Origin of the sequence: Bacillus sp. FJAT-27251, from assembly GCF_001273925.1 — a bacterium.
GTDB lineage: Bacteria > Bacillota > Bacilli > Bacillales > Cytobacillaceae > Mesobacillus_B.
Genome location: NZ_LIGG01000001.1, coordinates 626,930 through 652,485 on the forward strand (window position 1 = coordinate 626,930; position 25,556 = coordinate 652,485).

Here is a 25,556-nt window from a genome sequence, read left to right on the forward strand (position 1 = left end):
CCAGTCAGCAACTTAGCGGGCTGCCATCCGATTAATGATCGTATCAAGCATTTGGTCTGTTGTCGTGACCACTCTTGCAGCGGCATTATAAGCGTGCTGGTACTTAATTAAGTTGGCCATCTCCTCGTCAAGGGAAACTCCCGTCACAGACTGGCGCCTGTTTTCCGTCGCAATCAGGGCCGCTTCCTGATTCGCAGCAAACCGGCTTGCCCTCTGGCTTTCGGCCCCCAGCCCGCTGATCATCGATTGGTAAAACTGATGGATGCTGCCCGACTCGCCGTTGATACTAACATCGTGATTCCTCAGGCCGCCCATCAGCTGGGCAAGCTGCCCATTTCCAGCGACGGCCTTTTGCTGGCCATTGACCACCTCGGACCGCAGTGAAGAAGCAATGAGCCGAATATCCGCAACAATCGCCGGATTTACTTCCAGTGAAGCAATGGTAAAATTGTCCTCGTCTCCCACAAACAGCGGAGCCCCTGGCTGGACATTCCCGCTCGCATCCTCCTTCATGGACCAGCCCAATTGCTGCAATCCATTGATGCCCTTTACGGTTATCTGCATGGTCTGTCCTGCCGGAACCGCGGTCCCGTCTGCCAAATTGCTGCCTCCGGGAATTTCCACTTTTATATCGCCAAAAACAAGGCCTTTTACCATATCGTTCAGCTGTTGCTGGTAGGAATCGACGGCTTCAATCGATTTGAATGTACCCAGGATGCTGCCGCTCCCTACATTGCTCCCGGAATCAAGCACTGTTCCTATGTTCGTGCCTTCCACCAAAGAGGTTCCATCGGATGCCAATTTAATGCTGTACATCCCGTCCCGCTCCACAACATTGATGGATACAAGCTTCGAAAGCTCCTCCACATAGACATCGCGCTTGTCGAGCAAATCGTTCGCCTGTACGCCGGTTCGCCTGATGCTCTGGTTCAGGTCGGCAATCAGCTCCAGATAACCGTTGGCGTCATTGATTTTGGCACTTGCCTGCTGGTTCAAATCATTTTTAAGCTGACCCATGGAACGGTCCATTTGCTGCGCCGTCCCGACGAGGGCCTGGGCACTTTCCTTGATGACGGCGCGCGCGGACAGACTGTCTGGCTCATTGGCCAAGTCCTCCCATGCTCCCCAGAACTGGTCCATGGCGGCCCGCAGTCCTGTTTCACTCGGTTCGTTCACGATGGTTTCGAGCTTGGACAAGGCATCCTGCTGAACGGACCATTCCCCAAATGCTGCCGATTGCTCGCGGTACTGCCTGTCCAAAAAGCTGTCCCGCACACGCGTAATGGAATCCAGCGACACCCCGGAGCCAAGCTGGCCCGGGTTCACTTGGCCGCTTGTCCAAACATCGAGCGAAGGAGACGCGGTTACATTCACCTGCTGGCGTGAATAGCCTTTTGTATTGGCGTTGGCCATATTGTGGCCGGATGTCGTGACCCCTGCCTGCCCGGCATATAAACCGCGCTTTCCAAGTTCTAAACTATGAAAAGTTGAAACCATGTTTTTCCCTTCCTTTTTCGCTCTATCAAGCTATCTATTTACAATGGGCCTCATGCCTTTGTGTCAAAAAAAGCGCGGCTTCCCGCCTGCGTTTTTTGCGGACTCAGCGGGGATTGATAATTGAAATGGCGCTGACCGGAATGGGCCACCTGGCCAATCATATGCTGGACAAAATTCAAGGAATCTTTAAGCAGCTGCTCATTCACCTTGTTTTTTTCCTGCAGCTCGGCCATAAGCTCCTTTAATGTATCGATGCGGGACCGCAGCTTTCCGCCAGACTCGGCAGGAACGGCATCTGCCAATTGGCCGAAGGTTAGGGACGGATGTGCCTGCAGAATGAGTTCCGCCTGCTCAAGCCGCTGGTTTTCCAATTCGCCGAACAGCTTGACCAGCCTGGCTTCTTCCCCGACAATACCATTCAGCTCAGACACATCCCGCTGGATCAAAGCCGTTTTTTTCCGTTCCGAAAGGCTGATAAGCTGTTTTTGTGTGATAATCATGTTTTCAAGAGTCTGAATGATGAACTCAACCACCCGGCTTCCCCCTGTTTATCCTCTATTTGTCAAACCAGAATTTAAAGACCTTATTCGCAACCTGCTCCGGGCTGACCTGGTATTCCCCGGACTGGATCTGGGCTTTTAATGCCTTGATTTTTTCCTGTCTGGCCGGGTCTGCACCCTTCTTTTCAAACATCTCTTTCGCCTGCTGTGAAATTTGAAGCTGGTCCTCATTTTGCACTGGTTTTGTTTTTTCCACTTTCGAGACTTGAGTTTGTTTTTGATACGGCTGAATATAGAATGGACCTGACGATTTATCGATATTCATTCTCTCACCACCATGCGGACGCTGTTATTTTTCTTGTTTTAACCGCCAATATTGCGACTCTCGATAGGCTGTCTGCCGGTTCCCGCCCACTCCATCTTTCGTGATGGAGTGCTCGATTTCAAGCGCTAAACCTTCAAAACAGCTGTGACAAAGAATTTGCTTTTTAATCAATGTACCACAATAGGCGCATGGATATCCAAGATTAGGAAAATCCTCGGCGTAAATGCGGCCGTCACGGATGAAACCAGCAATTCGTTTTACGGAAACCTCCGTACTCTCGCTGATCATTGCAACGGTAACATCGCGATTTTTATCTTTCGCTAAAAACTCTGTTACCCGGAGCAATTGCTGCTCCATTTCCTTGAAGCAATCCAGGCAGCAATCTGAATGTTCTTTTACATATAACCTTCCGCAGTATAGGCAATTATCCAATTGGGCTGACTGCATGTTAAAACCACCCGGTTTCTATATATATCGGCAAATACCTGTAAAATATTAAGCTCATTTTACGTTATTGCACCTTGAATTCTGTCACTAAAACTCTTTCAACCCGTCCCGACTCGACCATTGCCTCCAACTTTGCATACAGCTCCTCTTCCAGGTTGGCAATCCCTTCCCTTCCTGTCAGCTGGTCCTTGGTAAAGCCGGCAAGGATGGCAATCACCGCCGCCCTCACTTCAGGCTTTCTCATATCCAGCTCAGCCTTTGCTTCCTTGCTGTCCAGCAAAATATTAAACTGGACGACAGCAAAGTTATTGGAGGCCAGGTTGGTGGTGATGACATCGGTATCGACGCTCAATTCGACAACGTCTTCCACCGATGGCTTTTTGTCACTTCCAAATCCAAATGCGTCTTTCCCTAAAAAGAAGACCGATCCCAAGCCAATCACCACTACTGCGGTAATGGCAAGAAAGATGTTCAATTTCCCCATAGGTCACCTCTGCCTATTCATTTTGTTGTTGATACGGTAAAATCAGCACTTCCACCCGGCGGTTTTTCGCCCTGCCCTCGAGTGTGTCGTTCGTATCGACCGGCTGGTATTCACCATATCCTGTTGCACTGAATTTCCTTGGATCCAGTTTCGGATTTTCAATTAGGATTTTCATAAAATTGATCGCCCTCGCGGAGCTAAGCTCCCAGTTCGACGGGTATTTCGCCGTCCGGATTGGCTGGTTATCCGTGTGCCCTTCAATCACAATCTGCCTCGGCGGGTCCGATACGAGCAGATGGGACATTTCCACAGCCAGCTTCCTGGCCTCATTTGTCACATCCCCGTCTCCCGAGCGAAACAGCACTTCATCGGTAATCGTCACGAGTAAACCCTGTGCGGTCAGTTCGGTCTGCAGCCTTGGCGACAGCCCTTTCTCTTCAATGTATCCTTCAATCGATTGCTGAAGTTCCCCAAGCTCTTTAAAGTCCTGTTCCGGCGTCATTTCCGATTCCTCATGCTCCGGCTTCTGCTCGGTCGAGGCTTCTCCCTGCTTTGGAATCTGCCCTGTTTCATCAATGGGTTCCACGGGCGAATTGTAGTCAAGGACGCCTGTCCCGCCTTCCATCGCAGAGTTGAACGACTTGGCAATCGCTTCGAATTTTTTTGAATCCACTTCGCTGGCGGCAAAAAGGACGATGAACAAGGCGAGCAGCAGCGTCAGAATATCGGCATATGGAATCAGCCAAGACTCATCCACATGTTCTTCATGCTTTTTAGTACGCTTCAACACGGCCACCTTCCCTTGCTTCTGCTTCCAGAACCCGGTCCTTTGCCGGAAGGTAGGTCAGCATTTTCTCTTCCACCAATCGCGATGGAATGCCTTCCTGGACAGCAAGCAGCCCTTCCACCATAATCTGCTTGATTCTCGCTTCCTCCTGTGACTTCCGCTTCAGTTTATTGGCAAATGGATGCCATAAAACGTAGCCTGAGAAAATCCCGAACAGCGTGGCAATGAACGCAGCCGAAATCGATTTCCCAAGCAAGGCGACATCCTCGAGGTGGCCCAGGGCGGAAACAAGGCCCATCACGGCGCCAAGAACACCCAGTGTCGGCGCATAGGTACCGGCCTGCGAGAAGATTTTTGCCCCAAGCTCATGGCGGTCCTCCATGGCGGCGATCTCCTCCTCGAGCATCGCTCGGACCAGCTCGGGCGACTGGCCGTCAACGACCATTTTCAATCCTCTTTGCAGGAAAGGGTCCTCCACTTCCTCGGCACTATCCTCCAGCGCCAGAAGACCTTCCTTCCTTGCGAGATTCGCCCATTCCGTAAAAATGGGGATCAGTTCCTTGACACTCATTATTTTGGAATTGGTGAAAATAACCTTGAATAAAACAGGTACCTTCTTCAATTCGTTCATCGGAAAAGCAATCGCCACAGCCGCCACTGTTCCGAGAAAAATGATGACAAGGGCGGCCGGGTTGATCAATGCGGCCGGGGCCGACCCTTTCAAAACCATTCCGCCAACCAGCACAACAATCCCAAGTATAATCCCTAACAATGATGTTTTATCCACACCATTCCCTCTTTTCCGTTCATAGTTGTAAAATATGTTTTCATCCGATGACTGCTTACCCCAGTTGATTCCGCTCTGGAAGGCTACCGTTTCACGAGTTCCATCGCCTGCTTCCAGGCATCACGGAATTCCAGCATGAGCCCCTCTGCTTCCTCGAGGGCGGCCAGGTCATTTTGCAGATTGGCGTCCACCAATCTTTGATGGATGTAATCATAAAGCTGTCCCATGCCGCTGGACATTTCAATTTCGGGATTCAAGGTGACATAAAGTTCCTGGACAATTTTCTGCGCCTTAAGGATATTGGTGTTTTTTTCCTCGAATTTCTGTGCTGCCATCGCTTTTTTAGCCAGCCTGATGAACTTCAGGCACCCATTGTAAAGCATGAGGGTCAGCTCCTGCGGCGAAGCGGTCATCACAGAACTTTGCTGATAGGATTGATAAGGATTGATCATGGTAGGAAATCCTCCTGAAATTTACTTCCGCTTATCGATGAATGACCCATCCGTGGTGATCGTTTGATAAGCTGCGATATATTTTTTGGACATGCTTTTCGTTTCATGGATGCGGTGCATCTGCTTCGAAAAAGACTGGTGCAGGCTGCCCATTTTCATTTGCAGGGTGCGTTCAAGTGTTTGCAGTGTTTTTATCTGCTGCTGTTCGGCTTGATTCCAGCGGGGTGTTTGAGGCTCGCGAACTTCATTCTGAGGGTGCCCCATCCGCTGGCCGACTTCATTCTGACGAAGTCCCTGCAGCCCGCCATTTTCATCCCGGCGGAGTTTAAGCATCGCGTCAAGCTCCTTAATGGCAGATTCACGGAGGTCCACCAGTGATTGCACGTGTTCCAATTGCTCCTGGGCGTTCTCCTTCATGCTGGGATGAATCGCATCTGCCTCTGTGATGATTTCTTCCGTTAGCAGCAGAAGCTTTGTTAATAACTGTTGCGCCCCACTCATGACATGCCGCCAAACAGATTCTGCTGCATCCACAGACTTTGCTGGTTCATTTTGTTCATTGCTTTTTCCATGGCGGAAAACTGACTCCAGTACCGGTCCTCTATCCTGAATAATCGTTCCTGCCAATTGCCGATGTCTTCATTCATCTCTCTGATCCGCTTGGACAGAATGCTGTTATCCACCATCATTCCGGGAGTGCCGGCTCGGTCGCTGAGACTCCTGACCGAAGTCTGCAATTCCTTATAAATACGGTCCCCGATACCAGAACCAGTCGCATTATTTTTAGTAAACAAATTCATGACTTCATCCGGCTTATCCATCAGGGCCTTTTTGAGCTTGTTTTCATCAATAAACAGCTTTCCGCCTTCCCGGTAGTCGCCCGTATTGATCCCGATTTCCGACAGCAGGCGGATTTCACCGTTTGAAATGCCTTGAACCGGGTCCATCAATGCCCGCCTCAAGCTGTTCACGGTGTTTTGCAAAATGGGGTCGCTCCTAAGCAAACCGCTTTTCGACTTTTCTTCCCACAGCTCAATTTCCTTCTCTGACATCGCTTCTTTCTGCTCCTCGGTTAATGGAGCATAATCGCGATAACGCGGTTCCGCCAGCTTTGTTTCGACTTTACCGATGATTTCATTGTATTTGTCGACGAACCCCTTGATGGAGTTGAAGACAGCCTCTGTGTCACTTTGGACATTAAAGGTGACCGTTGTGCCAGGATCTGCTTTTACAAGATCGATATTCATCCCGTTGATTGTCACGGCATTGGAAGCTAATCCGGTGATCGGGATGCTCGCTCCATCGCTGCCCTTGAAGTCCAGCTGGGCATCCTTTCCCTGCCCGCTGTAGGCTCCTGCTGTGCCGCCCATCAGCTGGTCGGCCAGCCCTCCCGAGATTTCAATCCTTGTATTGGGCCCCATATCCTTCGTAGAAAGGAAGAAACGGGAAGTGGTATCATCAAAATTCGCCCGGATTCCCAATGACTCGCCGTTTCCATTGACGGCGCCTGCCATTTTTTTCGCGAGCGCCCCGTACGTTTCCGACCCGTCCGTGGTGATGGTGGCACTTCCTTTGTCGGTCGCTAGCGTGAACGAGCCTGCCGGAACCAGGTCGGTCGACTTTTTGCCAAGGCTGCTTGATGAATTCAATTTAGCCGAGTCCGCCAGCTGCTTGACGGTGACCGAATAATAGCCAGGCGTCGTATTCACGGTTGCCGTGGCCGTCGCGATATCCGGATTCGAGGAAGTCATGCTGTACGCATTAAAAGATGACTGCAGACGCAGATTCGAAGCGCTTGTCCTCAATTCCGTCAGCATCAGGTTGATGTCACGATAGCCATCCTTCTGCCATTCCATCCACTGCTTCTGCTGCGTCAGTTTATCCAAAGGCATCCTTTCAGCCTTCATCAGATTTGAAACCAAACTATCTATATCCATGCCGGAACCCAATCCGCCAATTCTCAACCCAATCACTCCGATCCTCTAACTCTCATAACCTTAATATCGGCATAATCTTTTAAAACTTTAGCGAGGCATGGGGACGGTTCTCGTGCATCGCTTATGGACATTTGGATCTACTCAGTACGGCGTGTTCTCATGTAGGCATGATAGCGGACAAGCTGACAACAGGCCTGTCACAACCTGGACACAGGTTTTTCAAATAACCAGGATAATTGATGCAATCCCTGGAAAAATTGATGCAATAATCCCGGTAATGAAGCAATTCCCGCAATAATTGATGCAATCAGCGGAATTACAGGGTGCAGCCAAACAAAAAACAGCCTGTCAAAGGGAGACCTCCCCTGATTCAGGCTGCTTAATTCACTGTTTTACGCGTGCTCCCGTGCTTTTTCTCAAAAACTGCACTAAATTCCCTTAAATAATCAGCAAAAAGACTGTGAGATCCTAACCGGGAGAATTCAAACGGTCTTTTCAAATTATTCACCATACTATGAGGCAAGAGAACCGTCCCCCCCTGCCTCACACAAGGGGGCGTACCCTTGACCCCGAATTCGTGAAGCGGGAGAACCGCCCCCACTAAAGCACTAGCAAATATGGGGTTTCGATGTACTTGGCCAGGATGTTGAGAAATTCTGCTGCTGTTGCGCCGTCGACGATTTGGTGGTCGAAGGTGAGGCTGAGCGGAATTTTTTTAATGGATTGGACTTTGCCTTCTTCATCCAAGGCCAATTCGTCCTGGAAGGAACCCACGCCCAATATGCCTGTTTCCGGTGTATTTAAGATGGGTGTAAAGTATTCGATTCCACTTGCCCCTAGATTTGTAATAGTGAAAGTGGAGCCTGTCAGCAGCTCTCCGCTTGCTTCGCCGTTTCTTGCTTTTGTTGAGATGTCCTTGATTTCTTTGGCAAGGGTGCCGATCGTTTTTTGATGGGCATTCTTCACAACAGGGACAACCAGGCCATCCTCCAAAGAAGTGGCAATGCCTAGATGAACTTCATCAAATTCAGTCAATGTGCCGTCCACATAGCGGGAATTCATTTGCTTCATCTCTTGCAGAGCGAGAATGGCCGCCCTTGCAACCAGTACGGTGATCGTGAGCTTGACATCCAATTCAGCCGATTCAACTTGCGTTCTCAGCATCTTCTGGAAGTCGATTAATTCATTGGCACGCACCTTGCGATGGATCGTCAATTGAGCGGTTTGCCCCAAGCTTCTGCGCATGTTCCGCGCAATCGCTTTTCGCATTGGCTTAAGGCCGGCGCCAATAGTTTCATCGCTTACTGGCGAAACCCGAGCCGGTTCCGCTATAGGAGCCTCGGATTTCCCTTCGACAACTGCCGCAGCCGAACCTTCTTGGATGGCACGCTCGACGTCGCGTTTCGTAATCCGGCCGTTTCCGCCTGTACCATCAACCAGGGCAATATCCAGCTGGTGTTCTTTCGCGATCTTTCTGGCCAGCGGGGTAATAAAAATCCGGTCACCTGCTGGTTTCTTTGCTGCTTCCTCACGCACTGGAGCCGCCGCAGAATCCGTCACAGCTTCCACCTTGTCAGCAACCGCTGCCGGTGCCTCAACCGCGACCTCATTTACAGTTTCCCCTTCTGCCCCTATCACAGCAATCGCCGCGCCAACTTCCAGCTGGTCATCGACATCCGCCTTTTTCGTCAGCAGCACTCCCGAAACGGGTGCCTCCACTTCCTGGGTCAATTTTTCCGAGCTGATCGTTAGCACCGCTTCGCCTTCGCTTACGGGTTCCCCCACCTCTTTATGCCACTCAACAATGGTTCCTTCCGTCATGGTCATTCCCAATTTAGGCATTACAATGACTTGGCTCATCCTCATTCACCTCCTAAACTCTTACTGCTTTTTTCTTCAAATCTGTAATTAACTCTTCCGCCACAGTTAACACTTTCTTCACGTCCGGAATATAGGCTTGTTCCAGGTTCTGTGCAAACGGTACAGGTGTATTTGGCGCGCACACTGTTTTAATCGGGCCATCCAAATAATCAAACGCTTTGTCCGCTACAACAGAAGCAATGTCTGTTGCTGTGTTGTTATGCGGATTGGATTCATCAATCACAATCAGGCGGCCGGTTTTCTTCACCGATTCCAGCACAGTTTCTTGATCCCAAGGGGCAACCGTTCTTAAATCAATGACCTCTACAGAGATATCATCCTTCCGTAAGGTGTCAGCCGTTTTTTGCGCCACTTGGACCATTTTACCGATTGCAACAATCGTCAAGTCCATTCCTTCGTGAACAACATTCGCTTTCCCGATTTCAATCGTGTAATAGTCCTCCGGCACATTGCCTTTCATGCCATAAAGCATTTTATCTTCAGAGAAGACAACCAGGTTATCTTCTTCAATCGCTGCCAGCATCAAGCCTTTAGCATCATATGGATTGGACGGGACAACCACCTTCACCCCTGGGATTGAGCCGAACCATCCATATAAAGTTTGCGAGTGCTGGGCCGCCGCCCCTGCGCCTGCCCCGTGGACCGTCCTCACGGTCAGCGGAATCTTCGCCTTGCCGCCAAACATATAACGCATTTTTGCGCCTTGGTTTAAAATTGGATCAAGTGCAAAGCCAATAAAATCGTTAAACATCAATTCCGCAATCGGCCGCAAGCCAGTTGCCGCCGCACCGACTGCCGCACCAAAATAGCCATGCTCGGCAATCGGTGTATCAATCACTCGTCCGCGCCCGAACTCCGTGACCAGCCCTTTCGATAATCCGAAAACCCCGCCAAATGCATCATCATATCGGCCATCATCTTTTACTAAGTGATCGACTTCCGCACCGCCGGCAACATCCGTTCCAATCAAGATGACACTTTCATCTTTTCGCATCGCCTGTGCCATTGCTTCGGTAATGGCCGTCATAAAAGTAACTTCTCTTTTTGTCATTTTCCATTCCTCCTCTTCTTATGCAAAGATATCGGTATACAAAGTATCTAAATCTGGCATTGGACTTGCCTCGGCAAATTCCACAGCGTCCTTGATGGTTTCTAATGCTGCTTCCTTAATGTCGTTTGCTTCTTTTTCCGTCATCCAGCCATTTTGGATCGCTTTTTCACGGAACTCGACAATCGGGTCGCGGTCCCTGTTTGGATCCTGATCGGTTTTATATTTCTGTTCATCTCCTTCAAAGTGGCCAAACATGCGGTACGTATCGCACTCAATCAATGTAGGGCCTTCCCCCGCCTTCGCCCGTGCAATCGCTTCTTTTGTGGCACTATATACGGCTTCAACATCCATCCCATCGACACGGACGCCAGGCATATTATAAGCAGAGGCCCGTTCAGCAACCGTCTCGGATGCACTTGCATATCTGAATGGCGTCCCTTCTCCAAACTGGTTGTTTTCACAGACGAAAACAACCGGCAAGTCTAAAATCGAAGCGAGGTTCAATCCTTCATGGAAGGTTCCTTCATTCGAGGCCCCGTCACCGAAGAAGCAGACCGCGACATTGTCCCGACCCAAAGTCTTAATACTAAGCGCCGCCCCTGCTGCCAAACCAAAGCCGCCGCCAACAATTCCATTGGCACCAAGCATTCCTTTTTCAACATCGGCAACGTGCATCGAGCCACCTTTTCCGCCGCCAAGACCATCTTTTTTACCCATGATTTCAGCCATCATCCCTCTGATATCACAGCCTTTTGCAATCGCATGTCCATGGCCGCGGTGGGTACTTGTGATGTAATCCTCATCCTCCAGCAAGGCCATAACCCCTGTTGCCACCGCCTCTTCTCCTGCATACAAATGGACAAACCCAGGGATTAGTCCCTTTCCAAACGTACGATGCACTTCTTCTTCAAAAAAGCGGATTTCATTCATTTTTTGATAAATCCAAAGCACTTCTTTCTTTTCCATTGATAATTCCTCCCTTTGAAAATTAATGATATTTATGATTGATCCCGGGTCTGGTGCCGCTTAAGCATGGATCGCTTGCTTGAATAAAGCGTTTGCATTTTCGCCTATTGCTTCAGAAATGGCTGGATGGGCATGGACCAGGCTTGCCAGCTCATTCATTGTCCCTTCAGAGTGCTTCATGGCCAGTATCCCGCCAATGAGCTCGGTCGCTTTGGCACCAACAATGACAGCCCCGAGAATTTCACCGTAGTTTTTATCAGAGATAATTTTTACAAACCCTTCTCTTTCCCCCTCCGCGATGGCTTTCGCATTTCCAGCAAGAGGAGTGATAGTGACTTCCACATCATAATGAGCTTTTTTCGCTTGTTCCTCGCTCAGCCCGAAAGAAGCTATTTCCGGATGGGTATAAACGCATCGCGGGATGTCCGTTTGATCTAGGTGCTGTGGCCTTTCACCGTTCATGGCATGGACGGCAATCAGGCCTTCCGCACTTGCTGCGTGAGCCAGCTGATACCCGCCAATTAAGTCACCCACCGCATATACATGCTTTTTGCTTGTTTCATAAAGTTCATTGACCGCCACAAACTTGTCTCCTTCATCCATTTTTAAGTTCAAGTCGGCGGCAACTTCAAGGTTCGGCTGACGTCCCGTTGCGACCAGAAGTGTATCAAATGGGATTTCCTTATCTGGTAAAAGGACTTTTCCATCTCTCACTTCCTGAATTTCTGCCAGAGTAATGGTCTTTATGTTTTTCTTTTTCAAATGCCTTTTAATGATTTTGCGAGCATCCTCATCTTCGGTTAATAGAATGTCAGGAGCCACTTCGATAATGGTGACATCGGTTCCAAGCGGGGCCATTGCAACGGCCAGCTCAACGGAAATCACTCCGCCGCCGATGATCGCCATCGTTCCCGGCAATTCCTTCAAATCAAAGAATGTATCAGTCGTGACATAGTTTACTTGGTCCAAGCCTTTAATCGGCGGGATAAAAGGGCGGCTTCCAGTGGCCAATAAAAGGTCCTTCCCCCTCAGCTTTTCGGCGCCAACCGTCACGGTTAAATCTTCCGCTACAGACGCCTCCCCCTGGTAAACTTGAATCTGGTTCTTTTTTAACAGGTGTTCAACACCGCCTGCCAAGGTTTTGACAACTTGATCTTTCCGCGCCATCAATTTGGAAAAATCGATGGAAATCTCGCCGGTATGTATTCCCCAACGGTTGGCCTTTTGAATCTCTTCCACAAGCTCACTGTGTTTTAGAAGGGCTTTCGAAGGAATACAGCCGACATTCAAACAAGTGCCGCCCAGCTTTTTCTTTTCGACGATGGCTACGCTTTTGCCTAATTGGGCGGCCCGAATGGCGGGAACATATCCGCCAGGTCCTGCACCAATGACAACGAGGTCAAATTCCTTCATTTGGTTTCATCACCTTGCTTTCGTCTTATAGTGAAAGTTGATTACACTTAGTTTCTATGCAAGAAGCGTGCCAACTTTTAAAAAATCTCAAAAAGATTGCTATATCAATAGATGGGAGCAAGGGATTGAACTTCCGCACCTTTGGAATCTGTATCAATGAGACGCAAACTTTCTCAAGTGTCTCAACTGTCTCATGTGAGAAATAAAAAAAGCCCTCTATTTCCTTTTTTATTTTGCAAGGAAAAGAGAGCGTTTATTAATGGTTATGTTAAAGTTTTATATTAGCCGCGGTCTGATCCGCCTGCACCTTTCTATATATTCCCCTTCCAATCTTCCGCCTTCAGTTGATATAATTTCAGTTTCCGATACATGGTAGCCCGCGAAATCTGCAGGGTTCTGGCTGCGGCTGTAACATTTCCATTTTCCTTGACCAGGGCTTCAATCAGTCTCTCCTTTTCGGCATCCCTCGGCTGTTTCATTAAATCTCGCGGGAGATCGAATGGCGTCAGCTGATTTCCTTCCATATTAAAGAGCGCTTGTTGAATGACATTCCTGAGCTCCCGTATATTTCCCGGCCATGGGTATTGCGTGAGGCACTGCATCGTTTTTTCCTGAACAAAGACCTCTTGTTTTCCAAACTCTCTGCCCATTTCCTGAATAAAATGATGGACAAGGGCCGGAATATCACTGCTTCTTTCACGCAAGGAGGGAATTTCTAATTGGATGACCTGAAGCCGGTACATCAGATCCTCGCGAAATTCGCCTTTTTCAATGGCTTGGATCAAGTTTTTATGGGTTGCGGCAATCACACGGACATCAAGCGGGATTGTTTTGTCACCGCCAAGTCTCGTGACCACCCTCTCTTCAAGGATGCGAAGAAGATGAACTTGCAATTCCAATGGCATATCTGCAATTTCATCAAGGAAAATCGTCCCGCCCTGCGCCATTTCAAATTTTCCAGGCTGGCCTTTTGATTTGGCACCGGTAAAAGCACCGGGTTCGTACCCGAATAATTCACTTTCAAGCAAGCCGTGAGGAACCGCTCCACAATTAATCGCGATGAACGGATGATGGCGCCGGTCGCTGGCTTGATGAATCGACTGGGCAAATACTTCTTTCCCCGTCCCCGTTTCACCTGATAAAAACAGTGTGGAATCGATGCACGCTGCTTTTCGCGCTTTTTTCACAACAGCTGCAAATTCCTGTGATGAACCGATCATGTCATCAAAACTGTAGCGGGTTGTTTTCGTTTTAGCGGAACGGGGCGGATGAGGCTTTTTCGTTGTCAATGCAGGAATCTCGCCATTCTTTCTAAAAAAAATCACAGCCCCCAATGGATCGGCCTGAAATGTGACAGGATAAACCGAGCAAATAAAGTGTTGTTTCTGCTGATCCAGCTTCACTTTTTCCCTTATCACCGATTGTCCGGTTCGCAGCACTTTTTCAACAAGTTGGTTTAACTCCGGCACTGTTGTAATGGTGGGAAGTTGACGGAAGATAGAATGGGATTTTGCGGCACCGTTCCTTTCCACAACATTTTTCCCGAGGTCAATGATGAGGACCTCATCTTCAATCCCTTCCAATGCTGTATGTAAAAATAAATGGTTTTTTAATGCATGTTTGAAAAAATACTGTTGAATGGCTTTGGAAATTTGATTCGCTTCTGAAAAGATATACTGAATGGTGTGTGGATTTAACTGATGATTGGCGCCGGCAATATTAATGACGCCTAATAGCTCATGCGTATATGGGTATAGGATGGGAAAGGCGGAACAAAACCAGTCATGGTTTTTCTCACAGAAATGCTCTGAGTACAGCACTTGGGCGTGTTGCTTTGTTTTCAAGGCAAGCCCGGCGGCATTCGTTCCAGCCGATTTTTCGGTCCAAATGCCTCCATCATAAATGTCGATCTTCTCCGCTTTTTTCAGCACACTCCGTTCCCCGCTCGAATATAAAACTGTCCCTTGGTAATCAACAATCGAAAGCATTGTTTTCGTCTCTTTTAAAAAGTCGAACAAATGATTGATTTTAGGCTTCGCAAACGAAAGCAATTCCGCATTTCTTTCCAGCCGTTCTTCCAGGTCACTCCCGTGGATGATTTCATGATTTCGATTTTGAAAAGGACTCACTCCAAGCCTTTTCGAATCCTCCCATGAATGAATAATCGTTTCACGCACTCCAGTTCCCGTATATTGCCCCAGATCCTGATAACGCTTCCAAATTTGATTAACAGAAGCGTTATATTCCTCCGCCAAAACGATATCTCTCGTCAGTGAATTCTCCATCTATATCCTCCATATTAAATAGGGAATTATGAGAATATTATAACATAAAAGGGCAGGTGGGACAGGTTTGCTGTCCCACCATGGTCTCGTGAATCGTGGGGACGAAAGTAGCCGAAACTGCCCCTTAGCCACCAAACGAAAAAGCGTACATCCCCGCTTAGCCGTTACTTCAAATGATTATCGTTTACTGCACACTCATCTCCGCACGATACTCATCGATCATGCCTTGTATCTCCGGGTCTGCCGGGACATTTGTGACATCGTACAGGAATCCATCCGATTCCACCAGCTTCATGCTGCCGTCCACCACTTCAAAAGTTAGATCGAGGCGGCCCAAATAATGTTCCTGTTCTCCGCCGGCCTGCGTAATCGGCACCATCACCTCGCCGTTGAATTCGTATTCGGGTGTTTCGATGATCTTGTGGGTATCTGCACCGATCACCGCTGATACTCCGGGAACCTGGGCGAGCTTGTGGTCTTCGTCATTTCCGGCGTGAGAAAGGACGACGCTGATATCCGCCTTTTCACTCACTTCCAGAAGCAATCCTTTCAGCGCCTGGACTGGTTCGATGAAATCCAGCCCTGCAACGTCATTCCAGCCGCGGAGCTCAGGCTTCATCGATGTGATGCCAACTATGCCGACTTTCACGCCGCCAAATGTGAATCCTTTCCAAGGTTTCACATTCTGTATGTACTTTCCTGTATCCCTGTCAACGACATTGCCAGCAAGGATTTGAAAATTCACGTTGCGATGATAATCCTTTAATTGCTGGTAGAGGCTTTCCGGATTGCCCTCGCCGGCAGGATAGACGCGGAAGTCATTGTTTCCGAGCACCATGGAATCATAGCCCAGCTCTTTTAAAATAGAAGTCTCCAACTCTCCCTGACCGGCCTGGAATTCGCCGCGCAGGAAGACATCCCCGCCATCGACAAGAAGCACATTCTCCTCTTCATCGCGAACCTCTTCAATAATCGTCGCATACTTCGCAATCGAATTGTGATGGACGCTGCCATCCTCGCGTGTGAAGAGATCATCCAAATGGCCGTGAATATCATTCGTCTGGAGAATTGTCAGTTCAAATTTCTCCCCTTCCTTCAGCTTTTCCGCCCCCGCCGCGGATGGCTGCACGACAAGTGCGGCAGCCATCGCCAGCGATAAACAGCCCGCCAACCAATTCCTTTTCATCCTGATTCCTCCAATCCATTTTGTTCACATACTAAATGAATTGTAAAACAACAATGTAAAGGCAGAATGAACACTGCATTAAAATAACGTAAGCATGGGGACGGTTCTCGTGCCTCACTTTTATCACCACCTGGTCCACATTGGACTGCGTTTTCTCATGTGGGCATGATAGCGGACAAGCTGACAACAGGCCTGTCACAACCTGGACACAGGTTTTTCAAATAACCAGGATAATTGATGCAATCCCTGGAAAAATCGATGCAATAATCCCGGTAATTGAAGCAATTCCCGCAATAATTGATGCAATCAGCGGAATTTTGCGATGCAGCCAAACAAAAACACCCTGCCCCCGGCGTTCCTCCCCTGTTCCGCGCTGCTTGATTCACAGTTTTTCGTGCGTTCCCCTACCTTTTCTCCCAAAATACACTATCCACCCTCAATAAAAATGAAGCAGCAGAACCGTTCCCTCTGCTTCACTAATGTATTAAAAAGATGATATTATACTTGTACGAACAAATTTAAGTTGTACGGATGGAGTGTTAGTGTGTGAGTGAGACGAAATACGGCATGGTTAAGAATTGGATACGGTCCAGGATTGAGGATGGTACTTTTGTGCCTAAACAAAAGATCCACTCAGAAAGTGAATTGATGGAAAAGTTCAATGTCAGCCGGCATACGGTCAGGCTGGCATTGGGAGAGCTGGTGAGTGAAGGCTGGCTGTATAAGGAGCAGGGTGCCGGTACCTATGTATCAGAGCGGACAGACAAAACAACCCCGGCTGTCCATACGGCGAATCCAAAGAGCATCGCCATTATTGTCACCTATATTTCCGATTACATCTTCCCTTCCATCATTCGCGGGGCGGAAAGCATCCTAAGCCAGGCAGGTTACCAGGTGAGCCTGTTCAGTACCAATAATGACCACGATCATGAACGAAAAATATTGGAAACGATCATCGAACAAAAATTTGATGGGGTGATTGTCGAGCCTACGAAAAGTGCGATTTCCAACCCAAATATCAATTATTATTTGAATTTGGAAGCCCTGAACATCCCCTACGTCATGATCAATGCCGCTTATGATGAGCTGGAGCCGATAAGCATCGTTCTGGATGATGAAAAGGGCGGCTACCTCCAGGCCGAGCATTTAATCCAATTAGGCCATAAAAACATACTGGGTTTCTTTAAAAACGATGATTTACAAGGGCTAAGAAGGATGAAAGGCTTTTTAAAGGCCCAGCGTGAATATGGCGTACCCATTAACCCAAAGAACATTATCACCTATGCAACCGTTGAGAAGTTCAGCAAACCTGTTGAAGCGCTAGAGAATCTATTAAGGAATTCTTCAGAAGCCCCTACCGGCATTGTTTGCTATAACGATGAACTCGCCATGAAGCTGCTTGATGTTCTAAGGAGAAATCACTTAAGTGTGCCTGATGACATTTCCATTGTAGGCTTTGACGATTCATTTTTCGCTGATGTATCCGAGGTAAAATTAACGAGTGTCAAGCATCCAAAAAGTGAACTAGGCGTAATGGCGGCTAAAAAAATACTCCAACTCATCAAGAGTCTTCAAACCCATAACGCCAAGGATCAGAGTAACCATTCCTTTCTGTTTGAACCGGAAATCGTCCAGCGAAATTCGACAAAAGACATCGCCAAGAAGTAGGAATTTCACACGGGATCCTCGTCGCCACTATTGAAAATAACAAAAAACCCGGGGAACAATTCACACAATTTTTCTCCGGGTTTTTTCATTTCGGCAGCTTTTAGGCCGCATTCCTGGCAAGGTCTGTAAGGGGAAGTGCCCAAAATCTTATACGTACAATGAAATATTCCTTCCCATCACCCAGGGTAAAATACCCAAAAGTCGTTGACACGTACGTATATGTTACCTATAATAACAGTAACAAGTTAAGCGTTTCCAACCAGATGTCTGAAAATTGCCATCATCCTAAAAAAGGGAGGAGGATTAGGTTCTTCGGTTCCAAAAATTTTTAAAGACTTAGTTCGTCTATTGGATAAAAAAACCAAAGGTGGGAATGAAGAATGAATAAGAGGACTTTTTCAGTTTATAGTGCACTACTGCTATCGTTAATCCTGTTATTGGCGGCATGCAGCGGAGGAGACAAGACGGCACCTGCAAATTCTGAAGACGTAAAAACGGCGGGTGATGACATCGAAAATGCAACGGAATTAACCTTTTGGACCTTCGCAGGAACACATGCTACTTTTTATGCCAATGCAGCTGAAAGATGGAATGAGCAAAATCCGGACAAACCAATCAAATTGACGGCTGAAACCTATCCATTTGACCAAATGCACAACAATCTATTGATGGCCCTGCAATCAGGATCCGGTGCGCCGGACATTGCCGATATCGAGCTGGCCAAATTTCCAAACTTCCTAAAAGGGCAGACCCAATTAGAGCCGCTTAATGACCTGATTGAGCCTGAGCTGGATGGTTTTATGCAGGAACGTCTTAATATTTACGCAAAAGATGGGAAGTACTATGGAGCTCCCACCCACCTTGGTGCCTCAGTTGTCTACTACAATACCGAAATCATGGAACAAGCAGGCGTGGATATCGACTCCATCAAAACTTGGGATGATTATGTAGAAGCCGGGAAGGCAGTGGTCGAAAAGACAGGAAAACCGATGACAACGATTGCTGGCAACTGGTACAGCATTTGGCCTTTCGTTGCCCAAAGGGGATCTGACTTCTTTGACGAAAATGGAGAATTAACCTTGGATAACGAAGTGAATATTGAAACACTGGGATTTGTCAATGACCTGGTGAACAAGCACAAAATTGCCGAAATGGCTCCAGGCGGGCAATATCACGCTGAAGAATTCTATGGCTTCATGAATGAAGGCGGCCAGGCATCCTTGGTGATTCCAATGTATTACATGAAGGATTTCACCACGTATATGCCGGACCTTAAAGGGAAAGTCCAAATTCGCCCGATGCCGAAATGGTCTGACTCAGACCTCCAATCGGCCACAATGGGCGGAACAGGTACGGCTGTTACAAGCCAATCTGAGCATATCGATCTTGCAAAAGAATTCCTATACTTTGCCAAGTTATCCAAAGAAGGAAATATCCAGCTGTGGAAAGAACTAGGATTCGATCCTCCGCGCTGGGATGTATGGGAAGACCCGGCCATGAAGGAAGACAATGTGTTTTATCAATATTTCCATGAAGATATTTTCGACATCCTGTTAAGTGTGAAAGACAATGTAGCAGGCATCAAGCTTTCCGAGTATACACCGGATGTTTTGACCGAAATTGATTCCAATATTATGCATAACGTAATCAGGGAACAAAATCAGACTCCGGAAGAAGCCTTGAAGCAGTCTGCTGACACCATCAGGCAGAAAATGGGCAATTAATCATTAATAATAAGGACGATATGGACAGGCTAACCCCTGTCCATATGTCTAATCTTAAACAGTTAGAAGGGATAAAATGTTCGGACCCAATGTGAAAAAAACAGACAATCATGCCCCTTTGGTTGAGACAAATAAGGGAAATAGTGTATTGAGGTTTTTAAACTCAAAAAAAGTAGTCCCGTATATTTTTGTTTTTCCATTCATTGTTTCCTTTACCATCCTTACCCTCTATCCGACGATTCAAGCGATTATGATGAGCTTTCAGAGAATATTGCCTGGGCAGGTTGAATTTATAGGATTGCAAAATTACCAGAGGATTTTCAATCAGACTTTTTACAAGGCGTTAACCAATTCGACCATCTATATGCTCCTGACGGTGTTAATCTTAATTACCGTCCCGATTATTTTAGCGATATTGCTGGATTCCAGGCTGGTAAAATTCAAGACTTTTTTCCGTTCCGCACTGTTTATCCCGGCCTTAACCTCGATCGTTGTGGCTGGTGTCATTTTCAGATTGACCTTTTCGGAATCCGACCTTGCGATTGCGAACCAATTCATCGGGTTCTTTGGCTTTGAACCGGTCAGGTGGCAATATACCGCATGGTCAGGAATGTTCCTGATGGTCATGATGGCTTCCTGGAGATGGATGGGTGTCAATGTTCTATACTTTTTGGCCGGATTGCAAAACATTCCGAAAGAATTGTATGAAGCCGCTGATATCGATGGAGCGAATATCATTCAAAAGTTCCGGCACGTTACGCTTCCGTTTTTGAAGCCGATCATTGTTTTCGTCACGACCATAAGCATCATTGGCGGTTTTCGGGTGTTTGAAGAAAGCTATGTCATTTGGCAAGGCAACTCGCCAGGAAACATTGGATTGACACTGGTTGGCTTGTTATATCAGCAGGGCATTCAACAGAATGACATGGGTTTTGGCGCTGCCATTGGCGTCGTGCTCCTGCTGCTGATCTTTGTCGTAAGCATGCTTTATCTGGTGTTAACAGGCGCTTTTAAAAGAGGTGATGAGTAGGATGAAAAAAAATTATACCTTAGCTAAATGGATCGTCAACCTATTTTTTGTGGCGGTAGCGCTGATTGCGTTATTTCCTTTGTTAAGCCTGATTCTCTCCTCGTTTCGCCCATCATCAGAATTAATGAGAAACGGGATATCATTCTCGATCAATTGGAATGAGCTCTCACTAAATAACTATATTCATATCTTTACAGAATCTGCTTCATACTGGAAATGGTACGGCAATAGTTTGATCATTTCCGCGTTAACGATTGTTCTATCCCTGTTCTTTTCTTCCATGGTCGGTTATGCCCTGGCCGTTTATGATTTCAAAGGAAGAAACCTGCTTTTCCTGTTTGTTCTTGTCATCATCATGATTCCATTTGAAATCCTGATGCTGCCGCTTTATCAATTAATGATCAATCTAAATTTAATTAATACGTACACAGGAGTCATGCTGCCGTTAATTGTTGCCCCTACCGCTGTATTTTTCTTCAGGCAGTATGCGATGGGCCTCCCGACTGAATTGATGGACTCTGCCAGGATTGATGGCTGTACGGAATTCGGGATCTATTTTAAAATCATGGCCCCATTGATGCTGCCTTCGTTCTCGGCCATGGCGATCCTGCAAGGCTTGAACAGCTGGAATAACTTCTTATGGCCATTGCTTGTCATTCGTTCAAATGATTTATTTACCTTGCCAATCGGGTTGGCGACTCTGTTGACTCCGTATGGAAATAACTACGATACCTTGATTGCCGGGGCGGTCATGACGATTATCCCAATCATCATCCTGTTTATTTTCTTCCAGAGGTATTTTGTCGCAGGTTTAACATCTGGCAGCGTAAAAGGATGATAGGATTTACTAGGGACCGAAAGGGGTTATAAGCATGAACGGCCAATACATTGTTACGACCCTGGAGAAAATCTTTACCTGGATCACGCGATTGGCAGCCATCAATCTGTTATGGGTTTGGTATACCATGATGGGGCTGATCGCTGGCGGGATTTTCCCTGCTACGCTGACTGTTTTAAAGATATGCAGGAAATGGATCATGGGCGAGAAAGAGGTTCCAATCTGGAGTACATTTAAAGAAGAGTATCGCAGGGATTTTGGTCAAGCCAACTTAGCAGGCTGGACACTCACCCTTGCAGGGATGATTCTTTACTTTAATTATCTGGCTATTAAAAGCATTGGCGATATGAGCATCGTAGTTCATGTTGCCTTTTATCTATTAATATTATTTTATCTGAATCTGGTGGTATGGTCTTTCCCGCAATTGGCCCATTACGAAGGCAAGCTAGCACAGCTTTTCAAGAATGCCGTCATACTGGGCTTCGGCCGGTTCCACTACACGGTCGGAATCACTGCCTACGTATTTATCGTCTTGTATTTTTCATTAAAATTTCCCGGCCTTCTTCCCTTTTTCACGGTAAGCTTAGCGGGATTGGGCTGGGCATGGCTATCCATGAACTTGTTTAAAAAGTTGGATGTAAAAACGAATCAACCATTATTGTTAGAGAGGGTGAACAAAAATGACTTTGAATACCAGCAAAGCAAGAATGGTGATCGACAAGTCGTTTAAGATATCGGAAATCAACCCACGAATTTATGGGTCTTTTATCGAACAATTAGGCCGTGCGGTTTACGGCGGCATCTATGAACCCGGCCATGCCACCGCTGATGAAGATGGCTTCCGCCAGGATGTGATACAACTTGTGAAAGAATTACAGGTGCCTATTATCCGTTATCCTGGCGGGAACATGGTTTCAGCCTATAACTGGGAAGATGGGATTGGACCAAAGGAATTGAGACCGAAGCGATTGGAACTGGCCTGGAGATCACTGGAGACGAATGAAGTGGGCACGAATGAGTTTGCAGCATGGGCCAAGAAGGTCAACGCCGAAGTGATGATGGCTGTGAACCTCGGTACACGCGGCATCGATGCCGCCCGGAACCTGGTGGAATATTGCAATCATCCAGGCGGTACATACTGGAGTGATTTAAGGAAAGAGCATGGCTTCCATGACCCTCATCAAATCAAGGTCTGGTGCCTCGGAAATGAAATGGATGGCCCTTGGCAAATCGGCATGAAAACATCCTATGAATATGGCAGGCTTGCTGCTGAAACGGCCAAGGCGATGAGATTGGTTGACCCTTCTATTGAACTGGTCAGCTGTGGAAGCTCAGGCTCCGGCATGGCAACCTTCCCTCAATGGGAAGCAGAAACACTGGAACATACATATGAATACGCCGATTATATTTCCCTGCATCAATATTACGGAAACCGGGATAACGATACAGCAAACTATTTGGCCTCTACACTGGATATGGATAATTTTATTAAAACGGTCATCGCTACCTGCGATTATATGAAGGCAAAGAAGCGCAGCAAGAAAACGATGAACTTAAGCTTTGATGAATGGAATGTCTGGTTCCACTCCAATGACCAGGACAAGCAGGTGGAGCCTTGGTCGGTCGGGCCGCCATTACTGGAGGATATTTACACCTTTGAAGATGCCCTGCTTGTCGGCAGCATGCTCAATACTTTGCTGAAGCATTCCGACCGGGTAAAAATGGCCTGCATGGCGCAATTAGTCAATGTGATTGCGCCAATCATGACCGAAACCGGCGGCGGCATCTGGAAGCAAACGATTTTCTATCCATACTACTATACTTCTGTTTATGGACGCGGCGTGGCTCTTCATTCGATCGTGGATTCTCCGAAATATGACAGCAAGGATTTCACTGATGTCCCTTATCTGGACCAATCGGTCGTCTATAATGAAGAAAACGATGAACTAGTCCTGTTTGCCGTCAACCGCCATTTGCAAGATTCATTAGTAGTGGACGTGGATATCCGCTCATTTGAAGGCTATGAACTGCTCGAGCAGGTTGTCCTTGAAAATGGCGATCCAAAAGCGAAAAATTCAATCAGCAGCGAGCAAGTAAAACCTCGAACCAGCAACCAGTCTTATATTGAAAGCGGCACCTTGGTCGCGGTATTGCCGAAGATGTCATGGAATATGATCCGCCTTAAGAAAAAGGCAGAATAATAGAGACAAGAAAAGCGCAAGCGCCTTCGGAACAATCTAAAAGCGGATTGTTCCTGTGGAGCTTATTCTTAGAAGCTTCCCTTAGTGCTCAGCCCCGACAAGCGCTGGAGGGCCAGCTGATGAAGTCGTTCTTTGACTTCAACAGCTGGACCGAATTAGAAAAGCGGAGCCGACTGGTAGGAGCGACAAGCGTAAGACAGAATCCGCAGGAAGGCGTTTTTTGCCTTCTGAAGGATTATGGCTTACGACTCGAGCTCCTAGGAGGCAAAGCCAGACAAGCGACTCGAGCTGCTCAAAGCTACGCTTCTCGCAAGATACTCGAAGAAGTTCATTCAAGGATGAAAACTGGCTAGGCGCTGGAGCTAGACAGTTATCTAAGTGCAGAAACTTTATACTTTCTTATCCTGGCGCAAAAGGTCAGATGGGGCTTCCCTATCTGACCTTTTTATGTGGTGGATAAAACCAAAAAGCTGTCCCGGAAAGTCGTCATTCAACGATCTTTCGGGACAGCTTCCTTGGACTTGATTACCGGTAAATCACATCATTCCAGCGCAGTTCATTATTGAAAGAATGAGTGTTTGTATTCTTATCAATCACATTGAATTCAATGCCGGCCAGCTCGGCAAAATCGCGCAATTGCTCGGTTGTGACGGTATAAGAGAAGCACGTGTGGTGCGCCCCGCCTGCCTGGATCCAGTTCTCCACAGCCTGGCTTAAAGAAGGCTGGGTTTTCCAGAGAACTCTTGCGACTGGAAGCTTTGGCATCTCTTTCTCAGGCTGTACCGCTTCTACTTCATTGACGAGGAGACGGAAACGGTGCCCTAGGTCAATGATCGTGGCATTAAGCGCCGAACCGCCTCTGCCGTCGAATACGATGCGGGCCGGGTCTTCCTTGCCGCCAATTCCCAGGGGATGAACCTCAATTCTCGGCTTTGTCGCCGAAATCGTCGGACAGACCTCAAGCATGTGGGCGCCCAGGACCATTTCATTTCCAGGCTCAAAATGATAGGTGTAATCTTCCATAAAAGAAGTGCCTTCATTGCCGGCGATGATTTTCATTAACCTTACAAGCGCTGCTGTTTTCCAGTCTCCCTCGCCAGCAAAGCCATAGCCCTGCTCCATCAGGCGCTGGGCGGCCAGCCCGGGAAGCTGCTTCATTCCATGCAGGTCTTCGAAAGTGGTCGTAAACGCCGAGTATCCCCCTTCAGCAAGGAAAGCTTTCATTCCCAGTTCAATTCTCGCCTGATAGCGGATCGAATCCCTGACAGCACCTTCTCTAAGTCCTTCCGGGGCAATCTCGTATTTCTCCTCATATTCAGCCATCAGCTCATCCAGTGCTTCTTCACTCACAGCGTCCAAGTATTCTACGAGGTCTCCCACGCCATAGCCATTGACGGTCCAGCCGAATTTGATCTGCGCTTCAATTTTATCTCCTTCGGTTACGGCTACCTGGCGCATATTGTCGCCAAAGCGGGCCACTTTAAGATTCTTGCTTTCCGCAAAGGCAGCGGCCGTCCTCATCCAGCTGCCAAGGCGCTCTCTCACCTCAGGGTTTTCCCAGTGGCCGACGACAATCTTGCGTTTTACGTTCAGGCGGCTTGTGATAAAACCATGCTCACGGTCTCCGTGTGCCGATTGGTTCAGGTTCATGAAGTCCATATCAATCGAGTCCCAGGGAATATCCTGGTTGAATTGAGTGGCCAGATGCAGAAGCGGCTTTTGCAGGGCTGTAAGGCCGGCAATCCACATTTTTGAAGGAGAGAATGTATGCATCCACGTAATAATCCCGGCACAATTTTCATCGGCATTCGCTTCAAGCACGACGCGGCGAATGGCATCCGCATCTTTTACGACAGATTTAAAAACCAGTTTATAGGGAACCTTCCCGTCCCCGTCCAATCCTTCAACCATTGTTCTTGAATGTTCCTCTACGGTACGGATGACCTCTTCTCCGTAAAGCAATTGGCTTCCGGTCACAAACCAGAATTCATAACCTTTCGTTTTTAACAAGGTAATTCCCCCTCAAATAGATTATTTTTTATGTAAATCGGCAGGAGCCTGAACCGCCCCCACATGGGATTGCAGGTCAGCTCCTTT

Annotated in this window: 23 protein-coding genes; 6 read left to right on the plus strand and 17 right to left on the minus strand. The window is 47.6% G+C overall.

Annotation, left to right across the window (positions count from 1 at the left end; genetic code table 11):
• Positions 1-12: 12 nt before the first annotated feature.
• From flgK to ADU22_RS03100, 16 genes are all read right to left on the minus strand, one after another.
• The gene (gene flgK, locus ADU22_RS03025; protein ID WP_053360845.1) at positions 13-1,497 is read right to left on the minus strand and encodes a flagellar hook-associated protein FlgK; all 1,485 of its coding nucleotides are present in this window, start codon (positions 1,495-1,497) and stop codon (positions 13-15) included.
• A 50-nt stretch (positions 1,498-1,547) separates the two neighbouring features.
• On the minus strand, positions 1,548-2,030 hold the full coding sequence (locus ADU22_RS03030; RefSeq protein WP_053360846.1) for a flagellar protein FlgN: 483 nt from the start codon (positions 2,028-2,030) through the stop codon (positions 1,548-1,550).
• Positions 2,031-2,052: 22 nt separating this feature from the next.
• The gene (gene flgM, locus ADU22_RS03035) at positions 2,053-2,322 is read right to left on the minus strand and encodes a flagellar biosynthesis anti-sigma factor FlgM (protein ID WP_053360847.1); all 270 of its coding nucleotides are present in this window, start codon (positions 2,320-2,322) and stop codon (positions 2,053-2,055) included.
• Between the two features lie 24 nt (positions 2,323-2,346).
• On the minus strand, positions 2,347-2,769 hold the full coding sequence (locus tag ADU22_RS03040) for a hypothetical protein (protein ID WP_053360848.1): 423 nt from the start codon (positions 2,767-2,769) through the stop codon (positions 2,347-2,349).
• 64 nt (positions 2,770-2,833) lie between these two features.
• Entirely contained in the window at positions 2,834-3,253 is a 420-nt protein-coding gene (locus tag ADU22_RS03045; RefSeq protein ID WP_053360849.1) for a flagellar basal body-associated FliL family protein, read from the minus strand.
• 13 nt (positions 3,254-3,266) lie between these two features.
• Positions 3,267-4,040, minus strand: coding sequence for a flagellar motor protein MotB (gene motB / locus ADU22_RS03050; protein ID WP_053360850.1), 774 nt, complete (start codon positions 4,038-4,040; stop codon positions 3,267-3,269).
• On the minus strand, positions 4,027-4,827 hold the full coding sequence (motA, locus tag ADU22_RS03055; protein ID WP_053360851.1) for a flagellar motor stator protein MotA: 801 nt from the start codon (positions 4,825-4,827) through the stop codon (positions 4,027-4,029). Before motA ends, motB begins: the two co-directional genes overlap by 14 nt.
• 83 nt (positions 4,828-4,910) lie before the next feature.
• Positions 4,911-5,279 carry a flagellar export chaperone FliS gene (fliS, locus tag ADU22_RS03060; protein WP_053360852.1) on the minus strand — a complete coding sequence of 123 codons (369 nt, stop codon included), beginning with the start codon at positions 5,277-5,279 and terminating at the stop codon, positions 4,911-4,913.
• A gap of 21 nt (positions 5,280-5,300) precedes the next feature.
• Positions 5,301-5,780: a hypothetical protein gene (locus ADU22_RS03065; RefSeq protein ID WP_053360853.1), complete on the minus strand. Its 480-nt coding sequence runs from the start codon at positions 5,778-5,780 to the stop codon at positions 5,301-5,303.
• Positions 5,777-7,252: a flagellar filament capping protein FliD gene (gene fliD, locus ADU22_RS03070; protein WP_053360854.1), complete on the minus strand. Its 1,476-nt coding sequence runs from the start codon at positions 7,250-7,252 to the stop codon at positions 5,777-5,779. Before fliD ends, ADU22_RS03065 begins: the two co-directional genes overlap by 4 nt.
• A gap of 564 nt (positions 7,253-7,816) precedes the next feature.
• Complete coding sequence (locus tag ADU22_RS03075) at positions 7,817-9,076, minus strand: dihydrolipoamide acetyltransferase family protein (protein WP_053360855.1); 1,260 nt, start codon at positions 9,074-9,076, stop codon at positions 7,817-7,819.
• A 13-nt stretch (positions 9,077-9,089) separates the two neighbouring features.
• Positions 9,090-10,148: an alpha-ketoacid dehydrogenase subunit beta gene (locus ADU22_RS03080; RefSeq protein ID WP_053360856.1), complete on the minus strand. Its 1,059-nt coding sequence runs from the start codon at positions 10,146-10,148 to the stop codon at positions 9,090-9,092.
• 18 nt (positions 10,149-10,166) lie between these two features.
• A complete protein-coding gene (locus ADU22_RS03085; RefSeq protein WP_053360857.1) occupies positions 10,167-11,114 on the minus strand; it encodes a thiamine pyrophosphate-dependent dehydrogenase E1 component subunit alpha in 948 nt (315 codons plus the stop codon).
• A 60-nt stretch (positions 11,115-11,174) separates the two neighbouring features.
• Positions 11,175-12,527 (minus strand): dihydrolipoyl dehydrogenase, encoded by a 1,353-nt coding sequence (gene lpdA, locus ADU22_RS03090; RefSeq protein ID WP_053360858.1) that lies wholly within the window; start codon positions 12,525-12,527, stop codon positions 11,175-11,177.
• Positions 12,528-12,838: 311 nt separating this feature from the next.
• Positions 12,839-14,812, minus strand: coding sequence for a sigma-54-dependent Fis family transcriptional regulator (locus tag ADU22_RS03095; protein WP_053360859.1), 1,974 nt, complete (start codon positions 14,810-14,812; stop codon positions 12,839-12,841).
• 184 nt (positions 14,813-14,996) lie between these two features.
• Positions 14,997-15,998, minus strand: a complete 1,002-nt coding sequence (locus ADU22_RS03100; RefSeq protein ID WP_053360860.1) for a bifunctional metallophosphatase/5'-nucleotidase — start codon at positions 15,996-15,998, stop codon at positions 14,997-14,999.
• Between the two features lie 567 nt (positions 15,999-16,565).
• On the opposite strand from ADU22_RS03100, the gene ADU22_RS03105 reads away from it, so the two are divergent.
• The 6 genes from ADU22_RS03105 to arfA all read left to right on the plus strand — a co-directional run bounded on the left by ADU22_RS03105 (position 16,566) and on the right by arfA (position 23,459).
• A complete protein-coding gene (locus ADU22_RS03105) occupies positions 16,566-17,666 on the plus strand; it encodes a GntR family transcriptional regulator (protein WP_053364445.1) in 1,101 nt (366 codons plus the stop codon).
• Positions 17,667-18,046: 380 nt separating this feature from the next.
• The gene (locus ADU22_RS03110; protein ID WP_053360861.1) at positions 18,047-19,390 is read left to right on the plus strand and encodes an ABC transporter substrate-binding protein; all 1,344 of its coding nucleotides are present in this window, start codon (positions 18,047-18,049) and stop codon (positions 19,388-19,390) included.
• Positions 19,391-19,466: 76 nt separating this feature from the next.
• Positions 19,467-20,420, plus strand: coding sequence for a carbohydrate ABC transporter permease (locus ADU22_RS03115; RefSeq protein ID WP_053360862.1), 954 nt, complete (start codon positions 19,467-19,469; stop codon positions 20,418-20,420).
• Positions 20,413-21,258 (plus strand): carbohydrate ABC transporter permease, encoded by an 846-nt coding sequence (locus ADU22_RS03120; RefSeq protein ID WP_053360863.1) that lies wholly within the window; start codon positions 20,413-20,415, stop codon positions 21,256-21,258. Before ADU22_RS03115 ends, ADU22_RS03120 begins: the two co-directional genes overlap by 8 nt.
• Positions 21,259-21,292: 34 nt before the next feature.
• A complete protein-coding gene (locus tag ADU22_RS03125) occupies positions 21,293-21,988 on the plus strand; it encodes a YesL family protein (RefSeq protein WP_053360864.1) in 696 nt (231 codons plus the stop codon).
• Positions 21,939-23,459, plus strand: a complete 1,521-nt coding sequence (gene arfA / locus ADU22_RS03130) for an arabinosylfuranosidase ArfA (protein ID WP_053360865.1) — start codon at positions 21,939-21,941, stop codon at positions 23,457-23,459. The genes ADU22_RS03125 and arfA overlap by 50 nt, the downstream gene beginning before the upstream one ends.
• A 525-nt stretch (positions 23,460-23,984) precedes the next feature.
• Here the strand turns inward: arfA and araA are convergent.
• On the minus strand, positions 23,985-25,469 hold the full coding sequence (gene araA, locus ADU22_RS03140) for an L-arabinose isomerase (RefSeq protein ID WP_053360867.1): 1,485 nt from the start codon (positions 25,467-25,469) through the stop codon (positions 23,985-23,987).
• Positions 25,470-25,556: the final 87 nt, after the last annotated feature.

Excerpts from the sequence above, each read along its gene's own strand:
- ADU22_RS03120 (WP_053360863.1), top strand. The coding sequence starts at position 20,413 with ATGAGTAGGATGAAAAAAAATTATACCTTAGCTAAATGGATCGTCAAC.
- flgK (WP_053360845.1), bottom strand. The coding sequence starts at position 1,497 with ATGGTTTCAACTTTTCATAGTTTAGAACTTGGAAAGCGCGGTTTATAT.
- ADU22_RS03045 (WP_053360849.1), bottom strand. The coding sequence starts at position 3,253 with ATGGGGAAATTGAACATCTTTCTTGCCATTACCGCAGTAGTGGTGATT.
- flgM (WP_053360847.1), bottom strand. The coding sequence starts at position 2,322 with ATGAATATCGATAAATCGTCAGGTCCATTCTATATTCAGCCGTATCAA.
- arfA (WP_053360865.1), top strand. The coding sequence starts at position 21,939 with ATGACTTTGAATACCAGCAAAGCAAGAATGGTGATCGACAAGTCGTTT.
- ADU22_RS03085 (WP_053360857.1), bottom strand. The coding sequence starts at position 11,114 with ATGGAAAAGAAAGAAGTGCTTTGGATTTATCAAAAAATGAATGAAATC.
- lpdA (WP_053360858.1), bottom strand. The coding sequence starts at position 12,527 with ATGAAGGAATTTGACCTCGTTGTCATTGGTGCAGGACCTGGCGGATAT.
- ADU22_RS03095 (WP_053360859.1), bottom strand. The coding sequence starts at position 14,812 with ATGGAGAATTCACTGACGAGAGATATCGTTTTGGCGGAGGAATATAAC.
- ADU22_RS03075 (WP_053360855.1), bottom strand. The coding sequence starts at position 9,076 with ATGAGCCAAGTCATTGTAATGCCTAAATTGGGAATGACCATGACGGAA.
- fliS (WP_053360852.1), bottom strand. The coding sequence starts at position 5,279 with ATGATCAATCCTTATCAATCCTATCAGCAAAGTTCTGTGATGACCGCT.
- ADU22_RS03110 (WP_053360861.1), top strand. The coding sequence starts at position 18,047 with ATGAATAAGAGGACTTTTTCAGTTTATAGTGCACTACTGCTATCGTTA.
- ADU22_RS03080 (WP_053360856.1), bottom strand. The coding sequence starts at position 10,148 with ATGACAAAAAGAGAAGTTACTTTTATGACGGCCATTACCGAAGCAATG.
- ADU22_RS03065 (WP_053360853.1), bottom strand. The coding sequence starts at position 5,780 with ATGAGTGGGGCGCAACAGTTATTAACAAAGCTTCTGCTGCTAACGGAA.
- ADU22_RS03040 (WP_053360848.1), bottom strand. The coding sequence starts at position 2,769 with ATGCAGTCAGCCCAATTGGATAATTGCCTATACTGCGGAAGGTTATAT.
- ADU22_RS03115 (WP_053360862.1), top strand. The coding sequence starts at position 19,467 with ATGTTCGGACCCAATGTGAAAAAAACAGACAATCATGCCCCTTTGGTT.
- ADU22_RS03125 (WP_053360864.1), top strand. The coding sequence starts at position 21,293 with ATGAACGGCCAATACATTGTTACGACCCTGGAGAAAATCTTTACCTGG.
- ADU22_RS03100 (WP_053360860.1), bottom strand. The coding sequence starts at position 15,998 with ATGAAAAGGAATTGGTTGGCGGGCTGTTTATCGCTGGCGATGGCTGCC.
- ADU22_RS03105 (WP_053364445.1), top strand. The coding sequence starts at position 16,566 with ATGGTTAAGAATTGGATACGGTCCAGGATTGAGGATGGTACTTTTGTG.